Source organism: Rhodococcus sp. NPDC003382 (assembly GCF_053589135.1).
This window is the reverse complement of record NZ_JBSFRH010000041.1, coordinates 40991-54206: the sequence shown is the minus strand read 5'-3', so window position 1 is coordinate 54206 and position 13216 is coordinate 40991. Positions and strand designations below refer to the sequence as shown.

Sequence of the window (13216 nt, the reverse complement as noted above, 5' to 3'; positions counted from 1 at the left end):
ACGAGGATGTCGATGCGTCCGAAGGTCGCGTAGGCGGCGTCGACGAGTCCTTCGATCTCGTCCCAGTGGCCCATGTGGCAGGCATAGGCGAGGGCAGGACCGCCACAACGGCACACCGGGCGCGTAGCGCCGCGCAAGCCGACGGCGGTGCTCGGTGGGCGATCCGAACAGCGACCGGTTCAGCGTCGCGCGTTTGAGGTACACGTGGATGCCGCTCTCCCACGTGTAGCCCATGCCGCCGTGCAGTTGCATGGCCTTGCCCGCGATGTCGACGGCCGCGGCGCACACGTGCGATTTCGCCATGGAAACCGCTACCCCTGCGTCCGGTGCGTCCTGCGCGACGTTCCGCACCGCGGCGTCGACGAGGCGCCGGGACACGCTGATCGAGACGAGCATGTCGGCACACGCGTGCTTGACGGCCTGGAACGAGCCGATCTTTCGTCCGAACTGCTCGCGTACCCCGACATACGCGACGGTGGTGTCGAGCATGGCTTCGGCGAGGCCGAGGCTGTCGCACGCGACCGCGACGCCAGCCCGGTCGGCCAAATGACGCAGGGCCGACGCACCGTCACGGAATGCGTGAACGGCGTCGGCGGCGACCACGGCCCCGTCCGCGACCACCCGGCCGAAGGAACGGGTGGCATCGAGCACCGGTTGGTCCGTGACCGCGACACCACCGGCGCCGGGATCCACGTCGACGAGGACGACGGTGCCGTCGGGTCTCGTCGCCGGCACGAGCAGCCGGTCGGCGCCGGGCGCGTCGAGCACGAACGAGGCCTCCCCGCGCAGCACCGGCCCCTCCACGCCGGAGTCGAGGCGGAACGGAGTCACCCCGAGAGTCCCGCCGCGGAGCACGACGACCGGGACGGTCGCACCTGCAACGGCCTCGCGCAGCAGCCGGTCCCGCGCCGGACCGGGGGCGACGAGTCCGAGGGCCGGCACCGCGAGGGCAGTGACGGCGGGAAGCGGTCCCCGGGCTGCGGCCCGTCCGTATTCGTGGAGGACGACGGCCGTCTCGGCGAATCCTGCTCCGGCACCGCCGAATTCCTCGCCTGCCTCGAGTCCGAGCCATCCCGAGTCGGCGACGCGACTCCAGGACGGCGCACTGTCCGGGTCCGCTGCGGCGAGCACGCTTCGTGCGACGGCTCCGAGTTCGTCGTGGAACTCGGTGAGATCGAGGGTGCCGGTCATGTCGCGCTCCTCGGTTCGTGCGGCAGGCCCAGTGCGCGTTCACCGATGATGGTGCGCTGGATCTCGCTGGTCCCGCCGGGGATCGTCCATTCCCACGAGCCGATGAAATCGAGAACCCACGGTCCCGATTCCCAACTGCTCGACAGCGGTTTGCGCAATTCGGTCTGGGCGGCGAGACCCGCGACCTCGGCACCGAAATCCGTTGTGCGCTGGAGCAGTTCGCTGTAGTACAGCTTGACGATGGACGCGTCCGCGGGACCGGGCCGATCGTCGGCGACGAAATCGGCGCACAGCGCGCGCAGTCCGGTGATCTCGGTTTCGAGTGCGGCCAGCCGGTCGGCGACGACCGGGTCGTCGAGCGGTACGGACCCGTCGGACCGGGGTCGTGCGCACAGTTCGACGAGCCGGCGGAATCCGCCGGTCCCGAGCCGTTCCGCGAGTTCGAGCATCGTCATGCCGCGCTCGGCACCGAGGGTTTCCTGCGCGACCTTCCATCCCTCGTTCTCCGGCCCGACGCGGTTGGCCTCGGGCACCACGACGCCGTCGAGGAAGATCTCGCAGAAGTGCGATTCGCCGGTGGCCTGCCGGATCGGCCGGACCTCGACCCCGGGGGTGCGCATGTCCATCAGGAAATAGGAGATGCCGCGGCGTTTCGGCGCGTCGGGGTCGGTGCGGGCCAGCAGCAGGCACCAGTCCGCGTGCAACGCGCCGCTGGCCCACAGTTTCTGCCCGTCGACGATGTAGGTGTCGCCGTCCCTACGGGCCGTCGTCGCGAGTGCTGCCATGTCGGATCCGGCACCGGGTTCGGAGAAGCCCTGGCACCAGATCTCGCCGTCGAGGATCGCGGGCAGGTGACGTCGGCGTTGTTCGTCGGTGCCGGCGGCGAGCAGCGTGGAGGCCGCGTGGTGGATGGAGACGAACGGCAGCACGAGCCGCGGAGCGTCGTGGGCGGCCAGTTCCTGGTAGAGGATCACCTGTTCGGCGACGGACATGCCGCCGCCCCATTCCTTCGGCCAGTGCGGCACGGCGTATCCGGCGTCGCGCAGTTCCCGGAACCATGTTTTCTGGAAGGCGACGAACTCGTCGTCGGAGGCACCGGTCTGCACCGCACGCCAATCGGCGGGGACGTGATCGCGGCACCACGCGCATACCTCGGTGCGGAACTCGTCGAGCGCGGGCGGTGCCGGGCTCATCTCGCGGGCTCCTTCCTCCTGCCGGTCTGCCGGTCGGTGTTCTCGCGCAACGCCAGGAGACGGTCCCGATGCTCCGGCGTCTGCATCGTGTGGACCTCGGCGGCGAAGCCGGCCTGCATCGGCCCCGCCAGCGCCTGGGACAGGTACATGTTGACGACCCGCTTGGTGCCCTGCAAGGCCTGCGACGGCTGCGCGGCGAGCCGGGCTGCGAGGCGCCGGGCCTCGGGAAGCAGGTCGTCGGGTGCGGTGACGCGGCTGGCGAGTCCGAGTTCGACGGCGGTGGCCGCGGGGATGCGGTCACCGGTGAACAGGTATTCGCGCGACCGCAGGATCGGGGTGAGCAGCGGCCAGAAGGCTGCGCCGCCGTCCCCGGCGACCAACCCGACCGCGACGTGCGGGTCGGCCAGGTATGCGCGCTCGGACATGAGCACGATGTCGCACAGCACGGCGATGCTGGCCCCGAGCCCGACCGCGGGACCGTTGACGGCGGCGATCACCGGCAGCGGGAATCGCAGCAGTTCCTCGATGATCTCGGCGCCCTCCCGGATGCTCTCGTCGCGCGCGACCGGGTCGTCGAGGAACGATGTGATCCAGTCGAGGTCGCCGCCGGCGCTGAACGCCCGGCCCGCACCGGTGAGCACGACGACGGCGGCGTCCCGGTCCGCCGCGAGCCGGCGCCACACGTTCGCCAGCGCCCAGTGCAGCTCCTTGTTCACGGCGTTGAGTTCGTCGGGGCGGTTGACGGTGACGATCCGGACGGGTCCGTCGGATTCGACGGTGAGCACGTCGGGGAGGTTGCCGTTCACAGTAGCGCCTCCTCGGCGGTCGGACTGAACAGGCCGGTCAGGCCGCGCCGGCCGACGGTGCGGGTCAGGGCGTCGAGTGTGCCGGACGGGCCCCACGGGATGCGCCGCAGGGGGATGCTGTAGCGGGAGATCCACGACACCGTCGTCTCGTCGCAGAAGCCACCGGCCCCGTGCAGTTGGTGGGCGATGCGGAACACGACCTGTGCTGCCTCGACGGCCGCGAGCCGCAACGCGAGCGCGTCGTCGAGTGCCTCGGCGTTGCCTGCCTGGACGCTCCACAGCGTGTACTTGGCGAGCACATCGAGCCCGCTGCGTTCGACCTCGGCCTCGGTGAGCTGGAACTGCACGCCCTGCAGACGTGCGAGCGGCGCACCGAACTGTTCCCGAAGCAGGACGTGGGACCGCGTGAGATCCATTGCCCGATCGAGCATTCCGAGCAGCGTCCAGCACGGCAGGGTCAGCGCGAGGGCGAGATCGCCGAGGCCGTCGTCGTCGATCGACTGCAGATCGAGTTGCGCCGCGAACGCGGACATGCGGGGCGGCGTGCTCGGCGGGCGCGCGATCGTACGGCTGCGCTGTCCGTCGAGTGCGACTGCGGCCCAACGCAGATCGAGGTTCGCGATGGGTGCCTTGGGATCGGAATCGGCGACGACGACGAGTCCGTCGACGTCGAGATCCGCCGGGCGGGACAGGCGTTCGGCGACCGGATAGGGCACCGCCCAGTAGCCGACGCTGCGGCACAGCGCGGCGGCCGCCTCGAGTTCGTCGGCGTCGCCACGCGGATCGAGATCCCACGCGCCGAGCTCGGCGAGGACGGGCGCGACGATGTCCTGCCGGAGCGCCGGGTCGTCCTCGACTCGCCGGACGAGTTCGTCACCGCCGGCCGCTTCGAGTGCCCGCAGCGCCTCCTTCCCGTAGTCCGTTGCTTCCGGGCTCAATTCGATGTTCATGATGCCGCCAGGAGGGCTCGGGCGAGAAGAATGCGCTGCATCTCGATGCTGCCCGACGCGACGGTCGCCGCCTGGGAGTACCGCCAGTGGTCCTCCACCGCCCGGCGGAACCACAGGGCCGTCGCATTGTCGAATTCTTCCGCGCTGTCGTCGGGGGGTGTTGCGTACACGGCGATCTCGGTGAGCACCTCGGCGCTGCCCTGATCGAGGGTGGTGACCGCGATCCGGTAGGCCGCGGCGTCGCCGGGGTGGACGGTGCCGGTCTCCTGCAGTGACACCACGCGATACGCGAGCAGCCGCGCGCGCCGGCAGTGGGTGAGCATGCGCGCCCAGCGAGCCTTCAGTTCGGCGGGAACGTCGTCCCAGCGGTCGCCGAGCACCGAGGGCGCGGCCTGCAGCAGCCGCTCACAGCGCGCATACCGGGCGATTCCGACCCGCTCGTAGGACAGGACCTCCTGCACGACGGACCAGCCGTTGTCGACCTCGCCGAGCACGTCGGCCTCGGTGACGCGCACGTCGTCGAAGAAGACCTCGTTGAGGTGGTGCGGTCCGAGCATGGACCGGATGGGCCGCACCTCGATTCCCGGTGCGGACATGGGAACGAGAAAGACCGTGAGCCCCTGCTGTTTCCGCTCCCCGGTCGACGTTCGGGCCAGCAGGAAACACCATTGCGCCATGGTCGCGTAGGACGTCCAGATCTTCTGGCCCGAAATCAGCCAGCCGTCGCCGTCTCGGCGGGCCGCGGTGCGTAGCGACGCGAGATCGGAGCCGGCCTCGGGTTCACTGAAGCCCTGACACCAGATCACCTCGCCGCGCGCGATGGGCGGCAGGTGTCTTTCCTGCTGGTGGGGGGTTCCGTGCCGCATGATGGTGGGCCCGACCCAGTTCACGCCCATGTACTGCGCGCCTCGCGGTTCGTGATGTGCCCACATCTCCTCGCGGACGACGGTCTGTTCCCAGATCGTGGCTCCACGGCCGCCGAACTCCTCCGGCCAGGCCGCGCACAGCAGTCCGCGTTCGGCGAGGAGCCGGCAGAATGCTTGCGCCGCTTCGAGATCGGCGGGATCGTCGGTGAACGCTCCGAGGAAGTGCTCGGGGACGTGATCCTGCACCAGCCTGCGAAGTTCGAGCCGCAGCTCCGGAGCTTCTCCACCCATCGTGAAGTCCATGAGCGGACACTACGTCAATCCTAATAAGGATAGCAATGCTTGAGGTTATAAGACTGTCAATAATTGGAAGTATGACTCGACCTACGGATAGACTGACGCGCATGGATGAAAGGCGCACTTCGTGACGACCCCGCGGCGCGGCCGAGTTCCCCAGCGGCGCATCGCGGAAACGGTCGCAGCCGAGCTTCGCGACCACATCCTCTCGGACGACAACTATCGCCTCCCCACCCAGGACCAGCTGGTCAAGGACTTCGGCGTCAGCTACCCCTCGATCCGGGAGGCACTGCGCATCCTCGAGACCGAGGGCCTGGTCACGGTGCGTCGCGGCAACGTCGGCGGCGCCGAGGTGCACCGGCCGGACGAGTTCTCCGCCGCCTACCACCTGGGCCTGGCACTCCAGGGCGCTCGCGTCACCCTCGGCGATCTCGCCGCCGGCCTGCAGAAACTCGAACCGATGTGCGCGGCCGAACTGGCCCGCCGCCCCGACCGCGCCGAGGTGATCGTTCCCACCCTCGAAGCCAACGTGAACGCGTGCGCCGAGGTGGTCGACGACGGCGTCGCGTTCACCCGGATCGCACGCGAATTCCACGATCTGGTGGTCTCGTTCACGCCGAACGTCACCATGCGGTACGTCGTCAGCAGCCTGGTGGCGCTGTGGTCCGCGCAGGAGATGGCCTGGGCCGAGGTGCTCACCCGCCGCGGCGAGTACCCGTCCGAGGAGGACGCCCGCGAGGCGGTCCGGATCCATCGCCGGATCGTCGACGAGATCGCGGCCGGTCGCGACAGTGAGGCCGAACGCATCGCCCGCGCCCACCTGGCCGCGACCCAGGCAATTCTTCTCGATCGCTTCGACGACGGCGTCGTGAACGCGTCGTCCGCGATGGCCCGGCAGGCGGGTCAGCGCCCCCGGATCTAGGGCGATCACCCGGACGGTGCTCAGGGCACCGTCGCCGACCTTCTTCCGACCCCGACGGGGGCCGACGGCGACAACGCCGTCGACCCACGCGTCATCCCTGAGGCCACGACCTACGCGGATGCCGGAACTGTCGGCTCATCGCGCTGTTGTGGTCGCCGGATTCCGTCGCGTGCAGCGCGAATGATCGCCTGAAGACTCGAGGTGAGCACGGAGCGGTGTCGTCCAGCGGCCCAACCCATGCCCTCGCGGCTGCGGAATTCGACCAGAGTGAAGGCGTCGGTGCCGTTCCCGGTACCGATGCTGCTCTGATGGAGGCCGAGCACTTCGATATGGATGTCGTGCCGGGCCAGCGCGGCGGTCAATGCTTCGACAGGGCCCATACCCTCGTGCACGCTGCGGCTTTCGGTGTCGCCGATACCCAACGTGATCGTAGTGACGGTGTCGGTCGCGTCGAAGCCGAGCAGCGCCGGGGCGCCGGGTACGTCCGTCTGCGTGAGGTACGCGGCTTCGAAGATTCCCCACAGCTCGACCGGAGTAATTTCGCCGCCGGTGGCGTCGGTGTGTTGTTGCACGTGGCGAGCGAACTCGATCTGGAGCCGGCGCGGCAGTTCGATGCCGTACTCACTTTCGAGCAGGTAGGCGATCCCCCCTTTGCCGGACTGTGAGTTGACCCGGATCACGGCGTCGTAGCTACGGCCGATGTCGGCGGGGTCGATCGGCAGATACGGCACCCGCCACTCGATCTCGGACTCGCGCCGCCCCTCGGCGGCGGCGCGAGCCTGATGCTCCGCGAAACCCTTCTTGATCGCGTCTTGGTGGGTACCGCTGAAGGCGGTGTGCACTAGGTCTCCGACGTACGGATGCCGCGGGTGGATCTCGATGCGATTGCAGTACTCGACGGTGCGGCGGATCTCGTCGATGTCGGAGAAGTCGATCATCGGGTCGATGCCCTGCGCGTGCAGGTTCAGAGCGAGGGTCGCGATGTCGACATTGCCGGTGCGCTCCCCGTTCCCGAACACGCAACCCTCGACCCGCTGAGCGCCTGCGAGTATGGCGAGTTCAGCGCAGGCGATGCCGGTGCCTCGATCGTTGTGGGGATGCACGGACAGGATCACCGCTTCGCGACGGGCGAGGTTCTTGTGCATGTATTCGATCTGGTCGGCATACACATTCGGGGTTGCGATCTCCACCGTCGCCGGAAGATTCACGACCACCGGCCGCTCGGAGGTCGCGTCCCACAGCTCGGTCATCGCATCGCACACTTCGAGCGCATAGTCGGGTTCGGTGAGGTTGAAGACCTCGGGCGAGAACTCGAAGCGCACATGCGGCAGGTCACCGGCCAATTCCAGCACGTCTCGCCCGCCGGCCAGGATCAGTTCCTTCAGCGCTGTACGGTCGCGGTCGAGGACGACGTCACGCCAGACCGGGGCGGTGGCGGTGTACATGTGGATGACGACCTCGTTGCCGATGCCGCGGATCGATTCCACCGTCCGCTCGATCAGGTCACGACGGGCGGGTGTGAAGACCACGATGGTGACGTCGGACGGGGCGACGTCGGTCGTGGCGACCAGGCGTACGAAGTCGAAATCCGTTTGCGAGGCGGACGGATAGCCGACTTCGATCTCCTTGTAGCCCATCGCAACCATCAACTCGAAGAAGCGGCGCTTGCGCTCGGGGTCCATCGGCTCGGCCAGCGCCTGGTTGCCGTCACGCAGATCCACCGGCACCCACAACGGCGCCGCGGTCAGCCGATTCATCGGCCACTGCCGCTGTCGCTGTGTCAGGGGCACCGCGACACGGGAGTAGACGTCGCAGTATCGGTGCGAGGGCATGCGGGAGTGCCGTTGCCTGTTCCAGCCGGGGGCATCGGCGGGGATCGGGCCGGCAGGAGTGGAGATACGGGAGAACGTGCTGGTGCTCATCCGGAAGAGGTCCTTCGTCGATCGTCGTGGACAGGGACCGGCGCATGTTCGACTCCACGACGGGGAGCCGGTCCGGCTAAGCCCCGCCGTGGCAGCGAAGGAGAAGGAATGCGAAGGAACGCATGTCCGGAACACTAACACAACTCCTCAGACAAGTAGAGGAGCCAAGGGCTCTGCGATGATGGGAGCATGACCCTTGTCCGTCGCGAACCTCTCGCCGATCAGGCCGCCGATGTGCTGCTCGAACGCATCCGCTCCGGAGAATGGCCCCTCGGCGCGAAGTTGCCCGGCGAGACGACGCTGGCCCCGCAACTCGGTGTCGGCCGCTCCACCGTCCGCGAAGCGATTCGGCAACTCGCCGGCCGCGGCATCCTCGCCACCCGGCAAGGCGCCGGCGTGTTCGTCGTCGCCCTCGACGCCCCCGAGGACTGGACACGGACCGTTGCTCGAGCCGACATCCTCGCCGTCATCGAGGCCCGCGTCGCGATCGAGGTCGAAGCCGCAGCCCTGGCTGCCGAACGCCGCACCGCCGTCGAACTCCGCACACTGAAGAAGGCACTACAGAAGCGCGAAACCCACCGCACCACAATCGAAGAGCACGTCGACACGGACATCGTCTTCCACCGCGGCATCGTCATCGCTTCCCACAATCCGATCCTTCTCGACCTGTTCGACAGCTTCACCCCCCGCAACCGCCAGGCCATGATCGAGATGCTCCGCACCCGCGGCACATTCGGGGACGACGCCGACCACGCCACCCACGAACGCGTCTACGACGCCATCGCACGCCGAGACCGGGCGACCGCCGCCGCGATCACGCGCGACCACTTGACCTCACTCACAACGAAACTCGTTCGGTAGCAGAGCACCGAAACCCCGTCGGTTTCCGAGCGTGCCCGATCAACTCGAAGTCACCGCGGCACGTGGGACATTTCGAGCTCGCCCCTCCCCCGGCGCGACCGAATTCGGCGACCCGCGCACCGCGACACTCGCGCACAGGTCTTGAGCCATCCTTATAAGGATAGCAATACTTGTAAAGCTCACCGTTTCATGTCTACACTCGCCTCGATGAAAGTGGCCTGCGTCACTCGATCCGGGATACGCAGCGCACCGTCGCGACAACACTCACACGAAATGCACCACCGAGTTCGGCACTTCAGAGAATCAGATTCTCGTCACGGGAGGGGACCCGATCTTGACAGCAGGGGCGCGCTACACCGGAACATCGACAAGGCTCGTCGACGGATGGGCACTGGAACGACTCACGCCGCCGAGCCGACTGTTCGGCGCGAACGGTCTCCGTAGCGGCCCGGACGGCCGTATCTACGTCGCACAGGTCGCAGGCAGCCAGATCAGCGCATTCGACCCCGTTACCGGCGCGCTCGAAACGATCAGCCCCAAGGGCAGCGACATCGTCGCCCCCGACGACGTCGCGTTCGACAGCCACGGCGACATGTACATCACCGAGTACTACGACGGGCGCGTCAGCATCCGCGGCGCCGACGGCAGCACCCGTCTGCTGCGCGACGACCTGCCCGGCGCCAACGGCATCACGATCCACCAGGACCGGCTGTTCGTGAACGAGTGCCGGGTCGGTGGCCGCCTCATGGAACTGAACCCGGCCGGCGGCGCCCCCAAGGTTCTCCTCGACGAACTCCCGATGCCCAACGGCATGGAGGTCGGTCCGGACGGCAAGCTCTACTACCCGCTGCTCGGCACGAACGACATCTGGCGCATCGATCCCGACGGTGGCGAGCCCGAACGCGTCGCCGGCGACCTCGGCGTCCCGGACGCGGTCAAGTTCGACTCCGACGGTTTCATCGTCTCCACCCAGGTTGCCTCCGGCCAGGTGCTGCGGATCAACCCGCGCAACGGCGACCGCACGGTCCTGGCCCAGCTGAATCCCGGACTCGACAACCTCACCTTCCTCGGCGACCGGCTGTTCGTGTCGAGCTTCACCGGCAAGGTGACCGAGATCCTCGCCGGCGGCGAGACCCGCGAAGCCCTGTCGGACGGCTTGACCTGGCCACTGGACCTGACCGTCGGACCCGACGGCACCGTCTATATCGCCGACGGCACCTTCCTGCTCGCGCTCGAGCCGGGCGGCGGAACCCGCACTCTCGGAATGCTGTTCAGCCCCGGCTGGCCCGGCTACATCCGCGGCGTGACCGCCGTCGGCAACGGCGAATTCATCGTCACCGGCGACGGCATCGTCTCCCGATACAACCCGGCTGCCGCCGAGAGCGAGGTCCTCGCCGACGGACTCGAAGCGCTCTACGGAGTGGCGGTGTCCCACAGTGGAACCGTCGTCGCCGCCGACCTCGGCGCCGGCAAGGTCTACGCCGTCGCGTCCGGTGAAGCCCGGGTGGTCGCCGACGGGCTGGCCGAGCCGATCGGCGTCGCGTTCGCGTCGAACGGCACGGCCCTGGTCTCCGAAGCCGGGGCCGGACGGATCCTCTCGATCACCGCCTCCGGTGTCGACACCCTGATCGACGGCCTCGAACGACCGGAGGGCATCGTCGTACACGACGGCACGCTGTTCATCGTCGACGTCGACGCGAAAACCCTGATCGGCGTCGATCTCGAAACCAAGGCTCAGCAAGTCATCGCGCGAAACCTCCCGGTCGGCGCGCCCGAGGGTGTGACACCGAAGCCGCTGCTCGGCCTGCCCCCGTTCTCCGGGCCGCAAGGTCCGTTCGCGGGTATCGCCGCCGGACCGGACGGCACCCTCTACGTGTCGGCCGACGCCGAAGGCAGCGTCCTGGCGATCCGCAAGGTCCGGTGAGTGCCGTGAGCAACGAATTCGTCGGACTCGACGGGCGCATCGTCGTCGTCTCCGGTGCCGCCGGTGGCGGCATCGGGACCTCGGTCACCCGGATGGTCGCGCAGGCCGGCGCCACCGTGATCGCGGTGAGCCGGTCCGAGGACAATCTCAACAAGCACATCGAACCGCTTGTCGCCGAAGGGCTCCGAGTGGTTCCCCTCGCAGCGGACGCATCGACCGACGAGGGCATCGCCTCGGTGATCGAGACCGCACGCAGCACCGAGGGCGACCTGTACGGGCTCGTCAACGTCGCCGGGGGCGCGGCACCCGCCACGTGGATGCCGGCGACCCGCGTCACCCGCGAGGACTGGCGTGCGCTGTTCACCCAGAACCTCGAAACGATGTTCTTCATGAGCCAGGCCGTCGCCGCAGAGATCAAGTCTCACGGCAGCCCCGGTTCGATCGTCTCGATCTCGTCGATCAGCGGCATGAACACCGCACCGTTCCACATCGGATACGGCACCGCGAAGGCCGCCCTGGTGGCCGCGACTCGCACGATGGCCGTGGAACTGGCCGTCGACGGCATCCGCGTCAACGCCATCGCTCCCGGCGTGACCGCGACACCGGCGTCCGGCACCTACGTCGACGAGGACCCCGAACGCGACCGGCGCGCCATCGCGATGGGCCGCCGCGGCAGACCCGAGGAACAGGCCGGGGCGATCCTGTTCCTGCTCTCGGACCTGTCGAGCTACATCACCGGGCAGACGCTCCTCGTCGACGGCGGCCTGAATCTCAAGTGGACGCACATGGGCGCCGACCACACGTCGCTCTTCCTCAAAGACGAAACGTTCCGCGCCGCCATCACCCGCTGACACGCACGTTGCACCAGGAGAAGGCTCACATGACCGACACAGTCGACAACATCCAGGAAACCTCCGAAGCAGCAGAACCACTCTCGACGCCCCTAACGATCGGTGTCGAGGCGTACCTGTCCGAGGACTACGCCCGCGCCGAAGGCGACCGACTGTGGGCGAAGGTGTGGCAGCAGGTGGGCCGCGTCGAGGAACTCGTCAAGGTCGGCGATTTCCTCACCTACGACATCCTCGACGACTCGATCATCGTCGTGCGTACCGGCGCCGAGACCCTCCGCGCCTACCACAACGTGTGCTCGCACCGCGGACGCAAGCTCGTCGACACCCCGGACGGCGCCCACGAGGCGCGCGGCTGCGCCAGGCAGTTCGTGTGCGGATTTCACGGCTGGCGTTACGACCTCGACGGCAACAACACGTTCGCGGCCGAGCGGGACGACTGGAAGGGCACGCTCACCGACGAGCGGTCGCGACTGGTCGACGTCAAGGTCGACACGTGGGGCGGCTGGATCTGGATCAACATGGATCCCGACTGTGAACCTCTGCGCGACTACCTGGAACCGGCGGCGTCGCTGCTCGATCCGTTCCAGCTTCACAACATGCGCTACCGCTGGCGCAAATGGCTCGTGTTCGACTGCAACTGGAAGGTCGCGCTCGAAGCCTTCATGGAGACATACCACGTGCCGTACACCCACCCGGAGTTCATGAACTTCGGCAATTTCCTCGGGTGGTCGCGGGCGCAGGGCAAGCACAGCAACATCGGCTACGACGCCCCCAAGGGCATGGACGAGCAGCAGGCGAAGCTGCGCGTGGGCAACGGCCCCGACGCCCGGAAGGCCACGATCGAGCTCCAGAACTTCACGTGGGAGAACGCGAACACCAACACCACCCGCACCCTCGTCGACGCCGCACAGCGGCTGCTCGACGAACTCCCCGAGGGCACTCCCCCGGACCAGGTGCTGCGGCACTGGCTCGATTCGGCACGCCGCGACGACGCGGCGCGCGGGGTGATCTGGCCGACGGTCGACCCCCAGATCGTCGCGAAGAGCGGAACCGCCTGGCAAGTCTTCCCGAACTTCCAGATCGGGCACGCGGTCAACAACATGCTCTGCTACAGCGCACGCCCCTACGGCTACGACCCGAACAAGTGCATCTTCGAAGCCGCTGTGTACGAACTGTTTCCGGCCGGCGAGGAACCGGAGACCGAGTGGGAGTACACCCCCGCCGACGATCCGGGGTGGCGCACGGTGCTGCCACAGGACTTCTCCAACATGGCCGCCGTCCAGCAGGGCATGAAGACCCGCGGCTTCTCGGGCCCGAAACCCAACCCTTATCGCGAGCGCAGCGTCGTCAACCTGCACCACAATCTCGCCACCTACATGGGCACCGGCGCACCCCGCGACCTCGCCTGACCACCGATTTCCCACCAACCGAGG

Annotated in this window: 11 protein-coding genes; 5 read left to right on the top strand and 6 right to left on the bottom strand. The window is 68.0% G+C overall.

Annotation, left to right across the window (positions count from 1 at the left end):
- The 5 genes from ACWDUD_RS23510 to ACWDUD_RS23490 all read right to left on the bottom strand — a co-directional run.
- On the bottom strand, nt 1-1191 hold a 1191-nt coding region (locus tag ACWDUD_RS23510; protein WP_450110855.1), incomplete at its 3' end, for an acyl-CoA dehydrogenase family protein.
- Nucleotides 1188-2384, bottom strand: coding sequence for an acyl-CoA dehydrogenase family protein (locus ACWDUD_RS23505; protein ID WP_450110854.1), 1197 nt, complete (start codon nt 2382-2384; stop codon nt 1188-1190). The genes ACWDUD_RS23510 and ACWDUD_RS23505, both read right to left, overlap by 4 nt.
- Nucleotides 2381-3190, bottom strand: coding sequence for an enoyl-CoA hydratase/isomerase family protein (locus ACWDUD_RS23500; protein WP_450110853.1), 810 nt, complete (start codon nt 3188-3190; stop codon nt 2381-2383). The genes ACWDUD_RS23505 and ACWDUD_RS23500 overlap by 4 nt, the downstream gene beginning before the upstream one ends.
- Entirely contained in the window at nt 3187-4140 is a 954-nt protein-coding gene (locus tag ACWDUD_RS23495) for an acyl-CoA dehydrogenase family protein (RefSeq protein WP_450110852.1), read from the bottom strand. The genes ACWDUD_RS23500 and ACWDUD_RS23495 overlap by 4 nt, the downstream gene beginning before the upstream one ends.
- Nucleotides 4137-5309 (bottom strand): acyl-CoA dehydrogenase family protein, encoded by a 1173-nt coding sequence (locus tag ACWDUD_RS23490; RefSeq protein ID WP_450110851.1) that lies wholly within the window; start codon nt 5307-5309, stop codon nt 4137-4139. Before ACWDUD_RS23490 ends, ACWDUD_RS23495 begins: the two co-directional genes overlap by 4 nt.
- Nucleotides 5310-5430: 121 nt before the next feature.
- Between ACWDUD_RS23490 and ACWDUD_RS23485 the strand changes: the two genes are divergently transcribed.
- On the top strand, nt 5431-6225 hold the full coding sequence (locus ACWDUD_RS23485; RefSeq protein WP_450110850.1) for a FadR/GntR family transcriptional regulator: 795 nt from the start codon (nt 5431-5433) through the stop codon (nt 6223-6225).
- 110 nt (nt 6226-6335) lie between these two features.
- On the opposite strand, the gene ACWDUD_RS23480 is transcribed toward ACWDUD_RS23485, so the two are convergent.
- Complete coding sequence (locus ACWDUD_RS23480; protein WP_450110861.1) at nt 6336-8057, bottom strand: 2-isopropylmalate synthase; 1722 nt, start codon at nt 8055-8057, stop codon at nt 6336-6338.
- A gap of 279 nt (nt 8058-8336) precedes the next feature.
- On the opposite strand from ACWDUD_RS23480, the gene ACWDUD_RS23475 reads away from it, so the two are divergent.
- The 4 genes from ACWDUD_RS23475 (at nt 8337) to ACWDUD_RS23460 (ending at nt 13192) form a co-directional block, all read left to right on the top strand.
- Nucleotides 8337-9008 (top strand): FadR/GntR family transcriptional regulator, encoded by a 672-nt coding sequence (locus tag ACWDUD_RS23475; RefSeq protein ID WP_450110849.1) that lies wholly within the window; start codon nt 8337-8339, stop codon nt 9006-9008.
- A gap of 334 nt (nt 9009-9342) precedes the next feature.
- Nucleotides 9343-10932 (top strand): SMP-30/gluconolactonase/LRE family protein, encoded by a 1590-nt coding sequence (locus tag ACWDUD_RS23470; RefSeq protein ID WP_450110848.1) that lies wholly within the window; start codon nt 9343-9345, stop codon nt 10930-10932.
- A gap of 5 nt (nt 10933-10937) precedes the next feature.
- The gene (locus ACWDUD_RS23465; protein WP_450110847.1) at nt 10938-11783 is read left to right on the top strand and encodes an SDR family NAD(P)-dependent oxidoreductase; all 846 of its coding nucleotides are present in this window, start codon (nt 10938-10940) and stop codon (nt 11781-11783) included.
- Between the two features lie 29 nt (nt 11784-11812).
- Entirely contained in the window at nt 11813-13192 is a 1380-nt protein-coding gene (locus tag ACWDUD_RS23460) for an aromatic ring-hydroxylating oxygenase subunit alpha (RefSeq protein WP_450110846.1), read from the top strand.
- Nucleotides 13193-13216: the final 24 nt, after the last annotated feature.

What these genes read in the sequence shown, in the direction of transcription:
- ACWDUD_RS23475 (WP_450110849.1), top strand. Translation starts at nt 8,337, where the DNA reads ATGACCCTTGTCCGTCGCGAACCTCTCGCCGATCAGGCCGCCGATGTG.
- ACWDUD_RS23495 (WP_450110852.1), bottom strand. Translation starts at nt 4,140, where the DNA reads ATGAACATCGAATTGAGCCCGGAAGCAACGGACTACGGGAAGGAGGCG.
- ACWDUD_RS23490 (WP_450110851.1), bottom strand. Translation starts at nt 5,309, where the DNA reads ATGGACTTCACGATGGGTGGAGAAGCTCCGGAGCTGCGGCTCGAACTT.
- ACWDUD_RS23505 (WP_450110854.1), bottom strand. Translation starts at nt 2,384, where the DNA reads ATGAGCCCGGCACCGCCCGCGCTCGACGAGTTCCGCACCGAGGTATGC.
- ACWDUD_RS23460 (WP_450110846.1), top strand. Translation starts at nt 11,813, where the DNA reads ATGACCGACACAGTCGACAACATCCAGGAAACCTCCGAAGCAGCAGAA.
- ACWDUD_RS23480 (WP_450110861.1), bottom strand. Translation starts at nt 8,057, where the DNA reads ATGCCCTCGCACCGATACTGCGACGTCTACTCCCGTGTCGCGGTGCCC.